A 19648-nucleotide genomic window follows, 5' to 3' on the forward strand; every position below is an offset into this window, starting at 1 on the left:
TGTCTCGGACGGGCCGCCGACGAAGGCGGGCAGGCGCCACACGGTGCGTTCTTCCTGCACCCCGATCAGCGATCATTCCGCAGTGCCGCCGGCCGCCGCCGGCGCCAAGGCAGGCCGCATGGCCGTCTCGGCTGACGGGACCGGCCTCGTCGGACCGATGGCTGTCCCTGCGGGACGGAGCCAGCCGGGTTCAGACCCTACACGCGCAAATCGACGACGCGGCGCTGACTTGGAATTCCGTCGCTCTCGCCGGCGCGCGAGCGGTCCACCTCGACGGAGACGATGCGGGGCTCGGTCTCGTGGCGGCGCGCGGCGTCGTTCCGGCTGCCATGCACGATCTCGGTGGCCCGGAGGATGCCGACCTGCGTGATCGGAACGGTGATCGTCATGGGCGTCGATCCTTCGGAAGGCTTCGAGGCGCACCGGTCCTCAGGCCAGGATGTCGAGGACCCGGCGCTCGGAGTCGAGCGTCGATTTCAGGATGGCGGTGTTCATCCCGATGTTGGACTTTTCCTGCAGGAGCTGGACGGCGGTGGTCGAGAGATCGACCTGGGTCGCGCTCGGCAGGCTGGTGCCGATCGTCGCGACGCCCTCGGCCGCCGTGGCGTAACGCTGGGTCGCGGCCAGTAGCCCGCCGCTGCTCGCCGAAATCGCGCTGACCATGCCGTCCTCCCCTCGTCCCCGCCGAGGCAACCACGCGCCCCTGAAGGTCCGGTTGAGAAACTCCGGCGCATTTGAGCGACCCGTCGCGGCCGGGTCCGCGCTTGACCCCACGTCCTCCGGACCCCACCTCGCCCGCGACGCGGCCGGACCGAGCCTCGGCGCGCCGCACGGAGACCGCGATGATCGATCTGTATTATTGGCCGACCCCGAACGGCCATAAGGTCACGATGTTCCTCGAAGAGGCGGGGCTCGACTACACCCTGAAGCCGGTGAACATCGGCAAGGGCGACCAGTTCAGACCAGATTTTCTCGCGATCGCGCCCAACAACCGCATGCCGGCGATCGTCGACCACGCCCCGGCCGGCGGCGGCGCCCCGGTCTCGCTGTTCGAGTCCGGCGCCATCCTGCTCTACCTCGCCGAGAAGACCGGGCGCTTCATCGCGCAGGACGTGGCCGGCCGCGCCGAGGTGCTGCAATGGCTGTTCTGGCAGATGGGCGGCCTCGGGCCGATGCTCGGCCAGAACCACTACTTCACCCAGTACGCGCCGGAAAAGGTGCCCTACGCCATCGACCGCTACCTCAAGGAGACGAACCGGCTCTACGGCGTCCTCGACCGGCGGCTCGCGGACCGGCCCTTCCTGGCCGGTGCCGACTACGCGATCGCCGACATGGCGAGCTATCCGTGGATCGTGCCCTACGAGAAGCAGGGCCAGCGGCTCGAGGACTTCCCGAACCTCCGGCGCTGGTTCGAGGCCATCGCCGAGCGCCCGGCGACGAAGGCCGCCTATGCCCGCGCCCCCGAGATCAACCCGGATTTCGGGAAGACCATGAGCGAGGAGGCCAAGAAGGTCATGTTCGGCCAGACCGCGGCGACGCGGGGCTGATCCGGGCCGCATCCGGGCGAAGGCCGATCCGCGTCCCGGGAGAATCGCCGGATGGGGCCGGCCGCGCCCTCAGCGCCGCAGGGTGTCCAGGGGCACCGGGGCGGCGTGCGGGCGGGTCGCCAGCATGCCGTCGATCAACGCCAGCACCTCGGCCCGGCCGCAATTGGCGGCCGGCTCGAAGGGCGTCCAGGTCTGGGTGAAGTCCAGCCGGGCGAAGACGTCGCGGTAGTGCCGCAGCTCGTTCGTGGTCAGGGGCACCCCGCGCACGAAGGCCTTGTGGGCCGAGATGGTCAGCGCACGCCGGAAATCCTGCGGGTCGAGCTCGAACTTCAGGGCGTCGCCGCAGAACAGGATCTTCCGCCCGCGGTCGAACAGCACCGCGTGCCCGTCGAAGTGGCCGGCGGTGCGGTGGAGCTCGAGGCCGGGCAGGGGCTCCAGGAAATCGTCGTAGGGCCAGGAGACCTGCAGCGCCGCGCTCCAGGTGAAGTCGGCGGCCGGCAGGCAGAGTTCCGGGTCGAAGCGGTCCTGCAGCTGGACCAGGGCGCCGTAGGCGTGCGGGTGCGAGGACGACAGGACCTGCATCCCGCCGAGGCGTGCGATGTGCTGGAGGGCCGCCTCGCTGAAGACCGGGCAGGCCTCGAAGCCCATGTTCCCGGACGGCGTCTGGACGAGGTAGGCGCTCGGGCCGATGCCCGAGACGGGATCGTTCCAGAACCGCCAGACGCCGGGCTCCAGCTCCTCCCAGTGGCACGGGAACCGCTCCTGCGCCTCCCGCTCGGTCCAGAACTGCCAGCCCTTCTGCGGCACCACGTGGCGGGCATCGAGGCACATCGGACAGGCCGGCGGCCGCTCGAAATGGCGCTGCCAGAACCCGCAATTGTCACAGGTGTAGGCGGGCAGATCGAGGGCGCCGGCGAAGGGCAGGTATCCGGGAGACACGAAAGATTGCTCGCGTTGGCGGCGGGGACCGCGGGTAGCCTCGGGCTGAGGCGTGCGCATATAGGCGCGAGGTGGAGAGCGGCCATACGGCCCCGCACCTGAACGCCACCGGAGGACCATGCCCGTCCCGAGCCTCGCCTTCGACCTGACCCGCCTGATCACCCGCCTGCGGCATCCGAGCCCGAGCGGGATCGACCGGGTCGACCTCGCCTATGCCCGCCACGTCCTGGCGCAGGAGGGGGACCGATTCGGCCTGGTCTCGACGGCGTTCGGCCCCCGGGTGCTGGCCCGGGCGGAGGCGCGCGCCATCGTCGAGGCCGTGGCGGCCGGCTGGGTCGAGGATCGCGACGCGCCGCAGGACCCGGTCTACCGGCGGCTGGCGGCGAGCCTCGGGGCGGCGACCGACGCTGGGATGCCGGCCGCCGCCGCGCCGGCGCGCGGCGGTGCCTCGGACCGGCGCCGGATCCAGGCCCGGACGGCGGCCACGACCCTGCGCGCGCGGGGCCCCGAAATCTTGCCCCCCGGGACCGTCTACCTGCACAGCTCGCACCTGCGCCTCGACAAGCCCGGCCGCTTCGACTGGCTCTACGACCGGCGCGACATCCGCCCCGTGTTCTTCGTCCACGACCTCATCCCCATCGACTACCCGGAATACGGGCGCCCCGGAGAGGCGGAGCGGCACCGGATCCGGATGGAGACCGTGGCCCGCCACGCCGCGCACGTGCTGGTCAATTCCCGCGACGTCGGCGAGCGCTTCGCCCGCCACTGCGCGGCACGCGGCCTGCCCGCGCGGCCCGTGACGGTGGCGCTCCTCGGCGTCGAGCCGGTGTTCCGCCCGGCGGGGGAGGGGCCGTCCTTCTCGCCCGCGCGTCCGACCTTCGTCGCCTGCGGCACCATCGAGCCGCGCAAGAATCACCTGGCGCTGCTGCATCTCTGGCGCGACCTCGCCGAGCGGCACGGGCCGGACACGCCCCGCCTCGTCCTCGTCGGCCGGCGCGGCTGGGAAGCGGAGAACATCGTCGACATGCTGGAGCGCTGCCCCGCCGTCCGGGCGCACATCAGCGAGGTCAGCGGGTTGTCGAGCCACGGCCTCGCGGCCCTGCTGCGCTCGGCGACCGCCCTGCTGATGCCCTCCTTCGCGGAGGGCTACGGCCTGCCGGTCGTGGAGGCCGCGGCCTCCGGACTTCCGGTCGTCGCCTCGGACCTCGCGGTCCACCGGGAGATCGGCGCCGGCTTCGCGCAGTTCCTCGATCCCCTCGACGGACCGGGCTGGCGCCGGGCGGTGGAGGACCTCGCCGATCCGGGCTCGTCCCTGCGGGACGCGCTCGTCGCCCGGCTCGCAGGAGCCGTCCTGCCATCCTGGACGAATCACTTCGCCACCGTGGAGGAGGCCCTCGGGCAGGCGATTTGCGGTCCTGATACCTGACGCATAAGAACAACCGTCAGAGAACGGTCGCCCCTCCGGGCGGGAAGTCATGGGGATGGACGGATGAAGGTTGTCGACCTCGACCGGGATGCGATCAAGGCCGGCCTCGCCGACCGCTCCCTATTGGTGATCGACGTGCGCGAGCCGCACGAATTCGACCAGGGGCACATTCCCGGGGCGGTCCCGCATCCGCTCTCGACCTTCGACACGGGGGCCATCGCGGCGCTGATCGCGCAGGACGGCCGCCGCCCGGTCTTCTCCTGCATGTCGGGCGTGCGCTCGGTCCATGCCCTGGCGGCCGCCCAGGGCGCCGGACTTCCGATCGAAGCCCATTATACCGGCGGGTTCAAGGACTGGGCGGGTTCGGGTGAACCGGTCGAAGTCTGAAGATCAGCAGAACATGTGTGGCAGCGCACGACATGATTCCGGACAGACCTCTAGCTGGCGCAGCGTAGGGAACAACCATATGCGCATGCGCTCGATCTTCAGTCTTCTTCCGGCCCTCGGGCTGGTGGCGTCGGCGCTCGTCGCGCCGGCCCTCGTGACCTCCGCCCGGGCCCAGGCGCCCGGCGGGCCGCCGCCGAAGGTCACCACCGCCAAGCCGGTGGTGCGCGAGATCGTCGAGACCGACACCTATACCGGCCGCTTCGACCCCGTCGACATCGTGGATGTCCGCGCTCGCGTCACCGGCTACCTCGAGAAGGTGAACTTCACGGACGGCGCCACGGTGAAGAAGGGCGACCTGCTCTTCGTCATCGACCGGCGCCCCTACAAGGCGGCCCTCGACCAAGCCCAGGCGGCTCTGGTCTCGGCGCGCGCCCGCCTCAACTTCTCGCAGACCGACCTCGACCGCGCCCAGACCCTGAGCAAGTCCGGCAACATCTCCGAGCAGGTCACCGACCAGCGCCGACAGGCCTCGCAGACCGCGCAGGCCGACGTCGACAGCGCCGACGCGCAGCTGCGCCAGGCCCAGCTGAACTACGACTTCACCGAGGTGAAGGCCCCGATCTCCGGCCGCATCAGCCGGCGCCTGGTCACCGAGGGCAACATCGTCATCACCGACCAGACCCAGCTGACGACGATCGTCTCCCTCGACCCGATCTATTTCGGCTTCACGGTCGATGAACGCTCGTTCCTGAAGTACCAGGGCAGCCTCGGCATCGGCATGGGCGAGACCCAGAAGGGCAAGGGTGTTCCGATCCTCATCGCGCTCACCGGCGAGGCGAAGCCGACCCGCAAGGGCACCCTCGACTTCGTGGACAACCGGGTCGACAACGCCACCGGCACGGTGCTCCTGCGCGCCACGGTGGAGAACCCCGACGGGTTCATCAAGCCCGGCCTGTTCGGCGTGGTCGCGCTGCCCGCCACCAAGCCCTACCAGGGCATCCTGCTGCCCGACGAGGCGGTCTCGGCCAACCAGGACAAGCGCATCGTCTACGTCGTCGCCGACGACGGCACGGTGTCGCTGCGCGACGTCAAGCTCGGGCCGAAGGTCGATGGCTACCGGGTCATCCGCGAGGGCCTGAAGGGCGATGAGAACGTCGTGGTCAACGGGGTGAGCCGCGTACGGCCCGGGGCCAAGGTCGCGGCCGAGGCCTCGACCCTGCCGCCGAGCAAGACCTGAGACCGCCGCCCCGGACGAGATAGACCCCGGCCGAGCGCGGCCGGGGAGCGGCCACCAGACCGCGGACGAAGAAACGATGCCGCCTCGGACCCGCGCGAGCGGGCCGCGCGCGGCGAGAGGTTCAAGCGATGCGTTTTGCCCACTTCTTCGTCGATCGGCCGATCTTCGCGTCGGTCACGTCGATCGTCTTCCTGATCCTCGGCTACGTCGCCTACCTGTCGCTGCCCGTGGCGCAGTATCCCGAGATCGTTCCGCCCACGGTGACGGTGCGCGCGAGCTTCCCGGGCGCCAACGCGGAGACGGTGGCGGCCACGATCGCGACGCCGATCGAGCAGGAGGTCAACGGCGTCGACAACATGCTCTACATGACGTCGTTGTCGACCAACGACGGCAACATGCTGCTGACGGTGACCTTCAAGGTCGGCACCAACCTCGATATCGCCAACGTCCTCGTCCAGAACCGCCTCTCGGTGGCGCAGCCGCGCCTGCCGCCGGACGTGCGCAACCTCGGCGTCACCGTGCGCAAGGCCTCGCCGGACCTGATGCTGGTGGTGCACCTGCTGTCGCCGAAGAAGACCTACGACCAGAACTACCTCGCCAACTACATCTACCTGAACATCCGCGACGAGCTCCTGCGCCTCGACGGCGTCGGCGACATCACCATCTTCGGCGGCAACGAATACGCCGAGCGCGTCTGGCTCGATCCGAACAAGCTCGCGGCCTACGGACTGACCACCTCCGACGTCATCACGGCGCTCTCGGAGCAGAACGTGCAGGTGGCCGCCGGCGCCCTGAACTCGCCGCCCGCCGCCACCGGCCAGGCCTTCCAGCTCATCGTGCAGTCGCAGGGGCGCTTCCAGAGCCCCGAGGAGTTCGCCGACGTCATCGTCAAGGCCTCGGACGGCCGCCTCGTCCGGGTGAAGGACATCGCCCGCGTGGAGATGGGTCAGAAGGACTACACGACGAATTCGTTCCTCAACGACACGCCCGCCATCGGCATCGGCGCCTTCCAGCGCCCCGGCACCAACGCCCTCGACGCCGCCGCGTCGGTGCGCAAGGTGATGGACAACCTCAAGAAGAACTTCCCGCCGGACATCGAGTACCGCATCGCCTACAACCCGACGGAGTTCATCGAGGAGTCGATCCACGAGGTCTACAAGACCCTCTTCGAGGCCGTCGGCCTCGTCGTCATCGTGGTGCTGGTCTTCCTCCAGAGCTGGCGCACCGCGCTGATCCCGGTGATCGCGATCCCGGTCTCGCTGGTGGGCACCTTCGCGGCCATGTCGGCCTTCGGCTTCTCGCTGAACAACCTCACGCTGTTCGGGCTCGTGCTCGCCATCGGCATCGTGGTCGACGACGCCATCGTGGTGGTGGAGAACGTCGAGCGCAACATGGCCGAGGGCCTGTCCCCGGGCGACGCCGCGCACAAGACCATGGACGAGGTCGGCGGCGCCGTCATCGCCATCGCGCTCGTGCTCTCGGCGGTGTTCATCCCCACCGCCTTCATTCCCGGCATCACCGGCCAGTTCTACAAGCAGTTCGCGCTCACCATCGCGGCCTCGACCATCATCTCGATGTTCAACTCGCTGACGCTGTCTCCGGCGCTCTGCAAGCTGCTCCTGAAGCCCCACCACGAGCACGCCAAGCCGAAGTTCTTCCTCTTCCGCTTCGTCGCCTGGCTCGCCGACATGTTCAACAAGGGCTTCGACTGGCTCTCGAACACCTACGGGCGGATCATCTACGGCCTGACCAACTACGCGGTCGGGCTGATCGCGATGCTGCTCGTCTATGCCGGCGTCATCGCCGCCACCCTGCACCTCGTCCAGACCACGCCCACGGGCTTCATCCCGGACCAGGACCAGGGCTACCTCATCGGCGTGGTGCAGCTGCCTTCCGGCGCCTCGCTCGACCGCACCACCGAGGTGGTGAACCGGGCGGCGGCGGCGGCCCGCAAGATCGACGGCGTGACCAACACCGTCATCATCGCGGGCTTCGACGGCGCGACCTTCACCAACACCACCAATTCGGGCGTGATGTTCATCACCCTGGCGGGCGCCAAGGAGCGCGCGACGCAGGGGCGCAGCGCGGCGGTGATCACCAACGACGTGATCAAGGCCACCGCGGACATCCAGGAGGCCCGCGTCATCGTCATCCCGCCGCCGCCGGTGCGCGGCCTCGGCCAGGGCGGCGGCTTCAAGATGCAGATCGAGAGCCGGCAATCGTCGGCGATCGGCCCGCTGCTGGGCGCCGTCGGCGAGGTGCTGGGCAAGGCCAACCAGAGCAACGACGTGCAGCGGGTGTTCACCACCTTCGGCAACGACACGCCGCAGCTCTACCTCGACATCGACCGCACCGTGGCGCGCATGCTCAACGTGCCGCTCTCCAACGTGTTCTCGACGGTGCAGACGGCCCTCGGCGGCGCCTACGTCAACGACTTCAACACCCTCGGGCGCATCTACCAGGTCCGCGTGCAGGGCGACGCGCCGTTCCGCGTCTCCAAGCAGGACATCGAGCAGCTGAAGGTCCGCTCCTCCACCGGCGCTCTGGTGCCGATGGGCACGCTGGCCACGATCCGCGAGATCACCGGCCCGCAGATCGTCCAGCGCTTCAACCTGTACTACTCGGTGCCGGTGCAGGGCACGGCCAAGCCCGGCATCTCCACCGGCCAGGCGCTGGACGCCATGGAGGCCATCGCCAAGGACACCCTGCCCGACGGCTACTCCTACGACTGGACCGAGATCGCCTACCAGCAGAAGGCGGCGGGCAACACGGCGATCTACGTCTTCGCGCTCGGCGTGCTCCTCGTCTTCCTGGTGCTCGCCGCGCAGTACGAATCCTGGGCGCTGCCCCTGGCCATCCTGCTGGTGGTGCCCACCGGCGTGCTGGCGGCCCTGTTCGGGGTGCAGCTGCGGGGCCAGGACAACAACATCCTGACCCAGATCGGCCTGATCGTGCTGATCGGCCTTGCGGCCAAGAACGCCATCCTGATCGTGGAGTTCGCGCACCAGCTCGAGGAGACCGAGCGGAAGGGCCCCGTGGCCGCCGCCGTCGAGGCCTGCCGCCTGCGCCTGCGCCCGATCCTGATGACGGCCTTCGCCTTCATCCTCGGCACGGTGCCGCTGGTGATCGCCACCGGCCCCGGCGCCGAGATGCGTCAGGCCCTCGGCACCGCCGTCTGCTTCGGCATGATCGGCGCCACGGTGTTCGGCCTCTTCCTCACCCCGGTCTTCTACGTGGTGATCCGGAACTTCCTGATCTGGCTCGCCAAGAAGCGCGGCAAGGACCCGCACAACACCACGCCGGACAAGCACGATCCGCACGCGGCCCCCTCGCACGCCTGAGACCCTTCCGAGCCCGGATGCGGACCCCGCATCCGGGCTTCACGTTGGGGGTTGCGCCCCGCAGACCGGAAAGCTAAAGACCCCTCACCCCGTCAGGGGCGTCGGAGCGTAGCGCAGCCCGGTTAGCGCACTAGTCTGGGGGACTAGGGGTCGGAGGTTCGAATCCTCTCGCTCCGACCATTCACATCAGCCGATCACCCCCCAGGTGGCCGACATCCGCGAACCGGCCCATCGGCACGCCCGGTCCGGTTCCCGCGGTGCTCATCCTGTTTCGCGATCGCCGAATGGGCGAGAGCCAGGGTTCGAGCCGGACAGCATTTCGAAATCTCCGACGCGAACGACCGGCCCTGGCCTTCGGGACGACCCATGCTCCCCGGGACCCTGGGCCTCTTCCACGCGGCGGACGGTGCAGGCCATGGACGGGCCGTCGGCTCCGAGCGGTGACGGACGACCGATGGCGATGCCGCCCCGGCGGACGACAGGTCCGCCCCGTGCCCCCTGAGCGGCCGGGAAACCGGAGCGGCTCGCGCCGGACGGAACTTGCGCGCAGAATGCCTGCCGGATTACGGGGCGATGGCGCCCTCCGTGGAACGCGGGGGCACGGGAGGCATGCCGTGAAGGGCACGCGATGGTTGACCAGGGTCGCGACGGGCCTCCTCCTCGGCCTCGCCCCGGCCGCGGCCGAACCCAGCATGCGCAAGTTCCTCGAAGGCCGCTGGGTCGGCGACGGCCTCCAGATCCGCGTCGATCAGGATGCCGTTCAGGCGAACGACAATCCGGAGAAGCCGTTCGAGTGGAGCCCGCTCAACATCCGGGACGTGACCGGTGGCATGATCGTGTTTCAGATCGGCTCCCGCCAGTACATCGGACTGATCGACGGCCAGCAGATGACCGTGACGATCACGGGGTCGAGCAGTTCGCACGTGCTGACCAAGGTCCCCCCCACGCCGCCAGTCCGGCAGGGCCGTCCGTAACTCTCCGGGTAAGCCGGCGGCCCGGCGCGGACGGAGAATCGCCCCTTTTGCGCGCCCCGTCCGCATCTCGCGGCAGGGCGGACGCGGCCGGGACCGACGCGGTTCGGACAACACGAAATCGTCAGCCGCTTCCGACCGCCCGTCGCGCGGCGGCCGGGCGCCCTCCGGACCCGCCGACGGCGGATTGACTCGCGGGCAAGCTTGGCCTTCTCACTCCGCCCCGGAGGCCGCGCGGGCACGCGGCGCCGGCCGGGCGGGCCACCGATCTCGGCTCTCGGCCGAGCCTTCGGGCGAAGCGGCCGCCGAGCGGACGGAGAACGGCGCCTGTCGGGGGCTCGGGAGCCCATCGAAAATTTGCCACGAATGGCGTCACACAGAAGCGAAGCGACTTGATTTAAGACAATCTCGGCCGATTCCTTTGACCTGTCCGGCCTGCGAACAGGAACGCTCAGATCTGGTGAGATGCGTATTCGCCAAGAAGAACCATCCTGAAACACCGCACTCCGGATCCTCCCCGAAGCTTCCGAAACATCCATCCGCCCGCGACCCGTCCTCCGGCGCTCAACCTGAAAGCTCTCCTGCGGCACATGACCGGGACAAAGCGCACGATCGCGACCATTCTCGCACCTCTCGGACTGCTGATCTGCGCGGTGGTGGCCGCTAGTCTCTGGCCCGGCCCGGTCATGAGCGTCCTGACCGGCCTGAGCGCGGCGGTCCGGGAGCGCTTCGGGGCGAGCGAGGCCGAACCCGCTGCGGGCGGCGAGGCGCGCGAGGGCAGTTCGGCCCGGCTGTTCCGGCCGAGTCCGGCGCAGCGCGCCGCCCTGAACATCGTCCCGATCGCGGCGGTCGAGTTCCGGCCCGAGGGCACGGCCGAGGGCCGCATCGCGCTGAACGACGACGACAACGTGCCGGTGACCTCGCCCTATGCCGGCCGGGTGACCCGGGTGCTGGTGCGCGCCGGGGACGCGGTGAAGGCCGGGGATGTGCTCCTCACCCTCGAGGCCACCGACATGGTCCAGGCCCAGAACGACTACCAGACCGCCCTCAACACCCTCGCCAAGGCGACCGCGCTGTTGAAGCTCGATCAGACCATCGCGACGCGCCAGCAGGAGCTGTTCCAGGCCAAGGCGGTGGCCCTGAAGGACTATCAGTCGGCCCAGAACGACGTCATCGGCGCGCAGAGCGACCTGAAGACCGCCGAGGCCGGCCTGGAGGCGGTGAAGAACCGCCTGCGCCTCCTCGGCAAGACCGACGCGGAGATCGCCGCCTTCGAGAAGAAGGGCACGCTCAGCCCCGAGACCCAGATCCGGGCGCCGATCGCCGGCACCATCGTCCAGCGCAAGGTCGGACTCGGGCAGTATCTCTCGACCGCCAGCGACCCGATCTTCGTGATCGGCGACCTCTCCACGGTCTGGCTGGTGGCCAACGTGCGCGAGAGCGAGATCCCGCGCATCCGGATCGGCCAGGAGGTCGAGGCGACGGTGGCGGGCTTCGGCGACCGGATCTTCAAGGCGCGGGTCAACTACATGTCCGCCAGCCTCGACCCGGCGACGCGGCGCCTCGCGGTGCGCAGCGAGGTCGAGAATCCCGACCAGGTTCTGAAGCCGGAGATGTTCGCCACCTTCACGATCTTCACCGGGCCGGGGCGGAGCGCGCCGGCCGTGCCCGCCGCCGCCATCGTCTACGAGGGCGCGCGGGCACATGTCTGGATCGCGCGGCCCGACGGGGCCATCGAGGCCCGCGACGTCACCCTCGGGATGACGGCCCGCGGAATGGTCCAGGTCACCGCCGGGGTCGCGGTGGGAGAGGCGATCGTCACGCGCGGGGCCGTGTTCATGGATCGGGCGACGAGCGGTGACAAGGCGTCCTGACCCGTCGGGCCCGAGGCCCCTTCCTCGTCGTCATCGGGCCGCGGCCGGAAAAGTCTCACGATGAACAGCCTGATCGTCTTCGCCCTGCGCCAGCGCGTGCTGGTCTGCCTGCTGTTCCTGGTGATGCTGGCGCTCGGCTATGCCAGCTATACGCAGCTCAACATCGAGGCCTATCCCGATCCGGTGCCGCCGCTCGTCGACGTCATCACGCAGAATCCCGGGCAATCGGCCGACGAGATCGAGCGCTACATCACGATTCCCCTGGAGGTGCAGCTCGCCGGCATCCCCAACGCCACCGTGGTGCGCACCATCTCGCTGTTCGGCCTCTCGGACGTGAAGGTGCAGTTCAGCTACGCCTTCACCTACCAGGAGGCCCTGCAGCGGGTGCTCAACCGGCTCTCGCAGCTGCCGCCCCTGCCCAATGGCGCCCAGCCGCAGATCTCGCCGACCAGCCCCGTCGGCGAGATCATGCGCTACAAGGTGACGGGGCCGCCGGGCTACTCCTCCACCGACCTCAAGACCCTGCAGGACTGGGTGCTGCAGCGGCGCTTCAAGGCGATTCCGGGCGTCGTCGACGTGACGGCCTTCGGCGGGCGGACCAAGGAATACGAGATCGCCGTCGACCTCAACCGGCTCCAGGCCCAGGGCCTCACCCTGGTCCAGCTCGTCACCGCGCTGAACAATTCGAGCATCAACGTCGGCGGCCAGACCCTGAACGTGGGCGAGCAGTCGGCGGTGGTGCGCGGCATCGGCCTCATCCGCGACATGGACGACATCCGCGACACGATGCTGACCCAGGTCAACGGCGTGCCGGTGCTCGTGCGCGACGTCGCGGAGGTGCGGGTCTCGCACGCACCGCGCCTCGGCATCGTCGGCCATGACGGCGACAACGACATCGTCGAGGGCATCGTCCTGATGAGCCGCGACGGCGAGAGCCTGCCGACCCTGCGCCTCGTCAATGCCGAGATCGACAAGATCAACGCCAGCGGCATCCTGCCCCCGGACGTGCGGGTGGAGCGCATCTACGACCGCAGCGGGCTCATCCACACCACCACCCATACGGTGATGCACAACCTCGTCTTCGGCGTGACGCTGGTCTTCGTGGTGCAGTGGCTGTTCCTCGGCTCCCTGCGCAGCGCGATCATCGTGGCGGCGACGATCCCCTTCGCGCTCGGCTTCGCCATCCTGATCCTGGTCCTGCGCGGGGATTCGGCCAACCTCCTGTCCCTCGGCGCCATCGATTTCGGCCTCATCGTCGACGCCACCGTGATCATGGTCGAGAACGTGTTCCGGCACCTCGCCGAGCCGGAGCACGGCGAGGGCCAGACGCCGCCGGGGGGCCTGACCGGGCGCCTCGGCACCATCGCCATCGCGGGCGCCGAGGTGAACCGGGCGATCTTCTTCTCGGCCACGATCATCATCGTGGGCTTCCTGCCGCTCTTCACGCTGACGGGCGTGGAGGGCCACATCTTCGGCCCGATGGCCAAGACCTACGCCTACGCGCTGCTCGGCGGCCTCATCGCCACCTTCACGGTCTCGCCCGCCCTCTCGGCCCTGATCCTGCCCAGGCACGTGGAGGAGCGCGACACCCTGGTGGTGCGCGCCCTACGCTTCGGCCACGTGCTGATCCTGCGCTTCGGCCTGCGCAACAAGGTGCTGTCGCTCCTCGTGGTCGCCGCGGTGCTGGGCGCCTCGGGCATCGCCGCGCGCACGCTGGGCCTCGAATTCCTGCCCAAGCTCGAGGAAGGCAACCTCTACATCCGCGGCACCATGCCGGCCTCGATCTCCCTGGAGGCCGGCAACGCCTACGTGGAGCGCCTGCGCAAGATCATCGCCGAGGTGCCGGAGGTGGTCACCGTGCTCTCGCACCAGGGCCGCCCGGACGACGGGACCGACGCCACCGGCTTCTTCAACGTCGAGATCCTGGCGCCCCTGAAGCCCTTCGACACCTGGCGCAGGGGCCTCGACAAGGAGGGGCTCGTCCGCGACCTCTCGGCCAAGCTCGACGAGGCCTTCCCGGGGATCGAGTTCAACTTCTCCCAGTACATCGAGGACAACGTCCAGGAGGCCGCCTCCGGGGTGAAGGGCGAGAACTCGGTCAAGATCTACGGCAACGACCTCAACGACCTCACCCGCACCGCCGAGGAGATCAAGGCCGCCCTGTCGCGGGTGCCCGGCATCGCCGACCTCTCGGTCTTCGCCTCTCTCGGCCAGCCCACGGTGCGGATCGACATCGACCGGCGCAAGGCCGCCCGCTACGGCCTGTCGCCGGGCGACGTGAACACCACCGTCCAGGCGGCGATCGGCGGCCAGACCGCCGGCGACCTCTACGAATACGGCTCGGACCGGCACTTCCCCATGCGGGTGCGCCTGGCGCCCCAGTATCGGCGCAGCCTGGAGACCATCCGCAACATCACCATCGGGGCGGCCAACCCTACGGGCGGCGTGGTGCAGGTGCCGCTCTCCGAGATCGCCACCGTGGAGCTCGTCTCCGGTGCGGCCTTCATCTACCGCGAGAACCAGGAGCGCTACATCCCCGTGAAGTTCTCGGTGCGCGGGCGCGACCTCGGCGGCGCGGTGCTGGAGGCGCAGGCGCGCATCGCCCAGGACGTGACCCTGCCGGCCGGGTTCCACCTCGAATGGGTCGGGCAGTTCACCAACCTGCAGGACGCCGTCCAGCGCCTGACCATCGTGGTGCCGGTGACGATCGCGCTCATCGCGCTGCTGCTCTACGTCAACTTCAACTCCGTCACCGACATGGTGCTGACGCTGAGCGTGATCCCGATGGCGATGATCGGCGGCATCCTCGCCCTGTTCCTCACGATGACGCCGTTCTCGATCTCGGCGGCGATCGGGTTCATCGCGCTCTTCGGCATCTCGACCATGGAGGGCGTGATCCTGCTCTCGTACTACAACCAGCTCGTCGACGAGGGCTGGGCCCGGACCGAGGCCGTGTGGCACGCCGCCAACGTCCGCATGCGCCCGGTCATGATGACCTGCGTCGCCGCCTGCGTCGGCCTGCTGCCGGCGGCGATCTCCACCGGCATCGGCTCGCAGGTGCAGAAGCCGCTCGCCCTGGTGGTCGTCGGCGGCATCCTGCTCGCGCCCAACCTCATCCTCGTGGTGGTCCCGATCCTGATCGCGCTGTTCTCGCGCCGCGTGCCGGCCGCGATCCCCTCGGAAGCGGCCGCCCGGGCCATGGCCCAGGCCGAGCACGCATGACGCGGCGATCACAGCCCCGCGCGCCGTCCGCCGGCCGCGTTGACTTCGAGGCCGGCCCGGCGCCTCTACGGCCGCGGACGGCGACAGGATTCTCCGACACCATGGCGGCATCCACACAGACCCGGGCCAGCTCCCGGAGCGAGGCCCGGGCCGGCCGGGCATCCGGCGCCGCCCCAGTCCGCGCGCTCCTCGCCGCCGCGGCCCTGTGCGCCGTCGGCGGCTGCGTCGTCGGGCCGGACTACGTGCCGCCGGCCGATCCGCCGGCCACCCGCTACACCCGCGAGCCCCTGCGCAACCCCACCGCCACCGACAACATCCGCACCGCCCATGGCGGCTCGGCCGACCAGAACTTCGTCGCGGGCGCCGACGTGCCGGGCCAGTGGTGGACGCTGTTCCGCTCCCCCGCCCTCGACCGCCTCGTGGCGGAGGCGCTCGCCAACAACCCGAACCTCGACGCCGCGCAGGCCGCCCTCCGGATCGCGCAGGAGAACGTCGAGGCGCAGCGGGGCACCCTGTTCCCGGTGGTCGGCGCCAATGGCCTCGGCTCGCGCCAGAAGGCCCCCGGCGGCGCCCTGCAGGGGCCGCTCAACGACACCCGGCAGCTGTTCTACAGCCTCTACACGCCGCAGGTGACGGTCTCGTTCACCCCCGACGTGTTCGGCGGCAACCGCCGCCAGATCGAGTCTCTGGAGGCGCAGGCGGAGAACCAGCGCTTCCAGCTCGAGGCGACCTACCTGACGCTGACCACGAACGTCGTCCTGGCGGCGATCCAGGAGGCGTCGCTGCGCGCCCAGATCGACGCCACCCGCAAGGTGATCCAGGCCCAGACCGAGGTCCTGAACCTCTACAACAAGCAGCTTTCCCTCGGGCAGATCGCCGGGGCCGACGTGGTGGTGCAGCAGGCCGCCCTCTCGGTCTCGATGCAGCTGCTGCCGCCCCTGGAGAAGCAGCTCGCCCAGCAGCGCAACCTCCTGACCGCCCTGGTCGGGCGCCTGCCCAGCGAGGAGATCGCGCCGACCTTCACCCTGGCCTCCCTGCGCCTGCCCACCAACCTGCCGGTGAGCCTGCCCTCGCGCCTCGTGCAGCAGCGCCCGGACGTGAAGGCGGCCGAGGCCAACGTGCAGCAGGCCAGCGCGGCGGTGGGGGTCGCGGTGGCGAACCGCCTGCCGCAGTTCAACATCACCGCCAATGGCGGCGCCAGCGCGGTGCGGATCGCGCAGCTCGCGACCTCGGCCGCCTCGTTCTACGGCATCGTCGGCACCGTGGCGCAGCCGATCTTCGATGCCGGGACCCTGTTCCGGCGCCAGCGCGCGGCCGAGGAGGCGCTGAACGAGGCCCAGGCCCAGTACCGGGCCGTGGTGATCGGCGCCTTCCAGAACGTCGCCGACACGCTGCGCGCGCTCCAATCCGACGCCAAGGCGGTGGCGGCGGCCTCGGCCGCCGAGCGGGCCACCGGCGAGAGCCTCGGCCTGATCCGCAAGCAATACGCGGCGGGCGCCCTCAACAGCACCCAGGTGCTGATCGCCCAGCAATCCTACCTCTCGGCCCTGGTGACCTCGGCAGGCGCGCGCGCCAACCAGTATGCCGACACCGCGGCCCTGTTCCAGGCCCTCGGCGGCGGCTGGTGGAACCGCACCGACGTGAAGCCGGCGCCGCCGAGCACGGACCCGGCGAAGTTCCTCTAGGGGCAGGGGCCGGGAACCGCCGGGCCGGGCAGTCCGGAGCGGCGCGGGCAAACCGTTCGTTACCAGGGGGTTAAGCCGCGATTTGTTGGCTTGGGCCGACGAGATGCGCTATAGGTTTGGGCAGGACACCGCACGGGTCGGCTCAGCGGCCGGAGACGCGCGCGACAACGCCGTGAGCGGGCGGGACCGACCCTTGCCGCCGACGCTCCGGACCCCGGACAGGTAGAGACCGAAGACCTTGGCAGAGAACGACATTCCGGGCGCCGGCACGCCGCCGCCCGCCTCCGACATCAAGCCCGTATCCATCACCGACGAGATGAAGCGCTCCTACCTCGATTACGCCATGAGCGTGATCGTGAGCCGGGCGCTGCCGGACGCGCGCGACGGCCTCAAGCCGGTGCACCGGCGCATCCTCTACTCGGCCTACGAGAGCGGGCACCTGCCCGAGCGCAAATACGTCAAGTCGGCCCGCATCGTCGGCGACGTGATCGGCCTCTACCACCCGCACGGCGACCAATCGATCTACGACGCCTTGGTCCGCATGGCGCAGGACTTCTCGATGCGCCTGATGCTCATCGACGGGCAGGGCAATTTCGGCTCCGTCGACGGCGATCCGCCGGCCGCCATGCGCTACACCGAGTCGCGCCTCGCCAAGCCGGCCAACGCGCTGCTCGCCGACATCGACAAGAACACCGTCGACTTCCAGCCGAACTACGACGAGTCGCGCGAGGAGCCGACCGTCCTGCCGGCACGCTTCCCCAACCTCCTCGTCAACGGCGCCGGCGGCATCGCGGTCGGCATGGCCACCAACATCCCGCCGCACAACCTCGGCGAGCTCATCGACGCCTGCGTGGCGCTCATCGACGATCCCGGCCTCTCGATCGAGCAGCTCACCGAGATCGTGCCTGGCCCCGACTTCCCCACCGGCGGCTCGATCCTCGGCCGCGCCGGCACCCGCCAGGCCTACGCCACGGGCCGCGGTTCGATCATCATGCGGGCGAAGTCCCACGTGGAGGAACTGCGCAAGGAGCGCGAGGCGCTGATCTTCACCGAGATCCCGTATCAGGTGAACAAGGCGACGCTCATGGAGAAGATCGCCGAGCTGGTGAAGGAGAAGCGCGTCGAGGGCATCTCCGACCTGCGCGACGAATCCGACCGCGACGGCATGCGCATCGTCGTCGAGATCAAGCGCGACGCCATGGCGGACGTGGTGCTGAACCAGCTCTACCGCTTCACGCCCCTGCAATCGTCCTTCGGCTGCAACATGGTGGCGCTCAACGGCGGCCGCCCCGAGCTGATGAACCTGAAGGACCTGCTCCAGGCCTTCATCGACTTCCGCGAGGAGGTGGTGTCGCGGAGGACCAAGTTCCTCCTCAACAAGGCCCGCGAGCGCGCCCACGTGCTGTGCGGCCTCGCCATCGCGGTCGCCAACATCGACGAGGTCATCCGCCTGATCCGGACCTCGCCCGATCCCAACACCGCCCGCGACGCGCTGATGGCGCGCAGCTGGCCCGCCCACGACATCGCCCCGCTCATCGCCCTCGTGGACGATCCGCGCCACCGGGTCGCCGAGGACGGCACCTACCGCCTCTCCGAGGTGCAGGCCCGCGCCATCCTGGACCTGCGCCTGCAGCGCCTCACCGCGCTCGGCCGCGACGAGATCGGCGACGAGCTGAAGAAGCTCGCCGACGAGATCGCCGACTACCTCGACATCCTGCGCTCGCGCCTGCGCATCATGGGCATCGTCAAGGACGAGTTCGCGGAGGTCCGCGAGGCCTACGCCACCCCGCGCCGCACCGTGATCCTCGACTGGGACTCGAACGTCGAGGACGAGGACCTGATCCAGCGCGAGGACATGGTCGTCACCGTGTCCCATGCGGGCTACGTCAAGCGCGTGCCGCTCTCGACCTACCGCGCGCAGCGCCGGGGCGGCAAGGGACGCTCGGGCATGTCGACCCGCGACGAGGATTTCGTCACCCGCCTGTTCGTGGCCAACACCCACACGCCGGTGCTGTTCTTCTCGAACCAGGGCCAGGTCTACAAGGAGAAGGTCTGGCGCCTGCCGATGGCGGCGCCGAACGCCCGCGGCAAGGCGCTGGTCAACATCCTGTCGATGGATGCCGGCACCGAGCGCATCACCACCATCATGCCGCTGCCCGAGGACGAGGCCTCCTGGGAGACCCTCGACGTCATGTTCGCCACGGCGAGCGGCAGCGTGCGCCGGAACAAGCTCTCCGACTTCGTGCAGGTGAACCGCGCCGGCAAGATCGCCATGAAGCTCGATGCGGGCGACCACATCGTCCACGTGGAGATCTGCCGGGCCGACCAGAACGTGCTGCTCACCAGCCTGGCCGGCCAGTGCATCCGCTTCCCCGTCGAGGACGTCCGCGTCTTCAAGGGCCGCGATTCCACCGGCGTGCGCGGCATCAGCCTCGCCAAGGACGACCGCGTCATCTCGATGACGATCCTAAACAGCTTCGAGGCGACGCCCGAGGAGCGTGGGGCATTCCTGAAAATGCAACGCGCCGTGATCGGCGACACGGAAACGACCGACGCCGACTCGGAAGAGGTGGCCACGGATGCTCCGCTTCTCTCGCAGGAGCGCTACGCCGAAATGGGTGCCGCGCAGCAATTCGTCCTCACCCTGTCCGAGCGCGGCTACGGCAAGCGCACCTCGTCCTACGAGTACCGGACCTCGGGCCGGGGCGGCAAAGGCATCACGGCGATGCGGGTCAATGCCCGCAACGGCAACCTCGTGGCCTCCTTCCCGGTCCAGCCCTCCGACCAGATCATGCTGGTCACCGATGGCGGCCAGCTCATCCGCGTGCCGGTGGACGACATCCGCATCGTCGGGCGCGCCTCGCAGGGCGTGACGGTGTTCAACACGGAGAAGACCGAGAAGGTCGTGTCCGTCGAGCACATCGAGGGCGAGGACGAGAGCGAGGGCGGCGACGAGGCCGTGCAGGCCTGACCGCACGCTCCGGCGCGGGGGGCCTCACGGCCGTCCGCGCCGCGTCGG

Annotated in this window: 13 protein-coding genes and 1 tRNA gene; 11 read left to right on the forward strand and 3 right to left on the reverse strand. The window is 69.6% G+C overall.

The genetic code is table 11. The features are described 5' to 3' along the window. Positions 1-197 precede the first annotated feature (197 nt). Together ASF49_RS14805 and ASF49_RS14810 are read right to left on the reverse strand one after the other, a co-directional pair. Positions 198-389: a hypothetical protein gene (locus ASF49_RS14805; RefSeq protein ID WP_056474088.1), complete on the reverse strand. Its 192-nt coding sequence runs from the start codon at positions 387-389 to the stop codon at positions 198-200. A gap of 40 nt (positions 390-429) precedes the next feature. Beyond that, complete coding sequence (locus tag ASF49_RS14810) at positions 430-663, reverse strand: hypothetical protein (protein WP_056474089.1); 234 nt, start codon at positions 661-663, stop codon at positions 430-432. 179 nt (positions 664-842) lie between these two features. Between ASF49_RS14810 and ASF49_RS14815 the strand changes: the two genes are divergently transcribed. Next, a complete protein-coding gene (locus ASF49_RS14815; protein WP_056474091.1) occupies positions 843-1547 on the forward strand; it encodes a glutathione binding-like protein in 705 nt (234 codons plus the stop codon). Positions 1548-1616: 69 nt separating this feature from the next. Here the strand turns inward: ASF49_RS14815 and ASF49_RS14820 are convergent, their stop codons facing one another. Then, entirely contained in the window at positions 1617-2486 is an 870-nt protein-coding gene (locus tag ASF49_RS14820; protein ID WP_056474095.1) for an MBL fold metallo-hydrolase, read from the reverse strand. A gap of 118 nt (positions 2487-2604) precedes the next feature. Here ASF49_RS14820 and ASF49_RS14825 point away from each other — a divergent pair, with 118 nt between their 5' ends. From ASF49_RS14825 to gyrA, 10 genes are all read left to right on the forward strand, one after another. Next, positions 2605-3912 carry a glycosyltransferase family 4 protein gene (locus tag ASF49_RS14825; protein ID WP_056474097.1) on the forward strand — a complete coding sequence of 436 codons (1308 nt, stop codon included), beginning with the start codon at positions 2605-2607 and terminating at the stop codon, positions 3910-3912. A gap of 63 nt (positions 3913-3975) precedes the next feature. Next, positions 3976-4299 (forward strand): rhodanese-like domain-containing protein, encoded by a 324-nt coding sequence (locus ASF49_RS14830; protein WP_056474100.1) that lies wholly within the window; start codon positions 3976-3978, stop codon positions 4297-4299. 85 nt (positions 4300-4384) lie between these two features. Further along, positions 4385-5536: an efflux RND transporter periplasmic adaptor subunit gene (locus tag ASF49_RS14835; RefSeq protein ID WP_200930062.1), complete on the forward strand. Its 1152-nt coding sequence runs from the start codon at positions 4385-4387 to the stop codon at positions 5534-5536. A gap of 128 nt (positions 5537-5664) precedes the next feature. Next, entirely contained in the window at positions 5665-8877 is a 3213-nt protein-coding gene (locus ASF49_RS14840; protein WP_056474104.1) for an efflux RND transporter permease subunit, read from the forward strand. Positions 8878-8979: 102 nt separating this feature from the next. Next, a tRNA-Pro gene (locus ASF49_RS14845) sits at positions 8980-9057 on the forward strand. A gap of 512 nt (positions 9058-9569) precedes the next feature. Next, the gene (locus tag ASF49_RS14850; RefSeq protein WP_156653031.1) at positions 9570-9851 is read left to right on the forward strand and encodes a hypothetical protein; all 282 of its coding nucleotides are present in this window, start codon (positions 9570-9572) and stop codon (positions 9849-9851) included. A gap of 587 nt (positions 9852-10438) precedes the next feature. Next, on the forward strand, positions 10439-11722 hold the full coding sequence (locus ASF49_RS14855) for an efflux RND transporter periplasmic adaptor subunit (protein ID WP_082511299.1): 1284 nt from the start codon (positions 10439-10441) through the stop codon (positions 11720-11722). 60 nt (positions 11723-11782) lie between these two features. Next, positions 11783-14944 (forward strand): efflux RND transporter permease subunit, encoded by a 3162-nt coding sequence (locus ASF49_RS14860; RefSeq protein ID WP_056474111.1) that lies wholly within the window; start codon positions 11783-11785, stop codon positions 14942-14944. A 101-nt stretch (positions 14945-15045) separates the two neighbouring features. Continuing rightward, positions 15046-16629 (forward strand): efflux transporter outer membrane subunit, encoded by a 1584-nt coding sequence (locus ASF49_RS14865; protein WP_056474114.1) that lies wholly within the window; start codon positions 15046-15048, stop codon positions 16627-16629. Between the two features lie 238 nt (positions 16630-16867). Then, entirely contained in the window at positions 16868-19600 is a 2733-nt protein-coding gene (gyrA, locus tag ASF49_RS14870; protein WP_056474117.1) for a DNA gyrase subunit A, read from the forward strand. Positions 19601-19648 lie beyond the last annotated feature (48 nt).

The sequence above is a fragment of the Methylobacterium sp. Leaf104 genome (assembly GCF_001422885.1).
Lineage (GTDB): Bacteria > Pseudomonadota > Alphaproteobacteria > Rhizobiales > Beijerinckiaceae > Methylobacterium.

Excerpts from the sequence above, each read along its gene's own strand:
- ASF49_RS14810 (WP_056474089.1), bottom strand. The coding sequence starts at position 663 with ATGGTCAGCGCGATTTCGGCGAGCAGCGGCGGGCTACTGGCCGCGACC.
- ASF49_RS14805 (WP_056474088.1), bottom strand. The coding sequence starts at position 389 with ATGACGATCACCGTTCCGATCACGCAGGTCGGCATCCTCCGGGCCACC.
- ASF49_RS14835 (WP_200930062.1), top strand. The coding sequence starts at position 4,385 with ATGCGCTCGATCTTCAGTCTTCTTCCGGCCCTCGGGCTGGTGGCGTCG.
- ASF49_RS14865 (WP_056474114.1), top strand. The coding sequence starts at position 15,046 with ATGGCGGCATCCACACAGACCCGGGCCAGCTCCCGGAGCGAGGCCCGG.
- ASF49_RS14830 (WP_056474100.1), top strand. The coding sequence starts at position 3,976 with ATGAAGGTTGTCGACCTCGACCGGGATGCGATCAAGGCCGGCCTCGCC.
- ASF49_RS14860 (WP_056474111.1), top strand. The coding sequence starts at position 11,783 with ATGAACAGCCTGATCGTCTTCGCCCTGCGCCAGCGCGTGCTGGTCTGC.
- ASF49_RS14850 (WP_156653031.1), top strand. The coding sequence starts at position 9,570 with ATGCGCAAGTTCCTCGAAGGCCGCTGGGTCGGCGACGGCCTCCAGATC.
- ASF49_RS14840 (WP_056474104.1), top strand. The coding sequence starts at position 5,665 with ATGCGTTTTGCCCACTTCTTCGTCGATCGGCCGATCTTCGCGTCGGTC.
- ASF49_RS14825 (WP_056474097.1), top strand. The coding sequence starts at position 2,605 with ATGCCCGTCCCGAGCCTCGCCTTCGACCTGACCCGCCTGATCACCCGC.
- ASF49_RS14855 (WP_082511299.1), top strand. The coding sequence starts at position 10,439 with ATGACCGGGACAAAGCGCACGATCGCGACCATTCTCGCACCTCTCGGA.
- ASF49_RS14815 (WP_056474091.1), top strand. The coding sequence starts at position 843 with ATGATCGATCTGTATTATTGGCCGACCCCGAACGGCCATAAGGTCACG.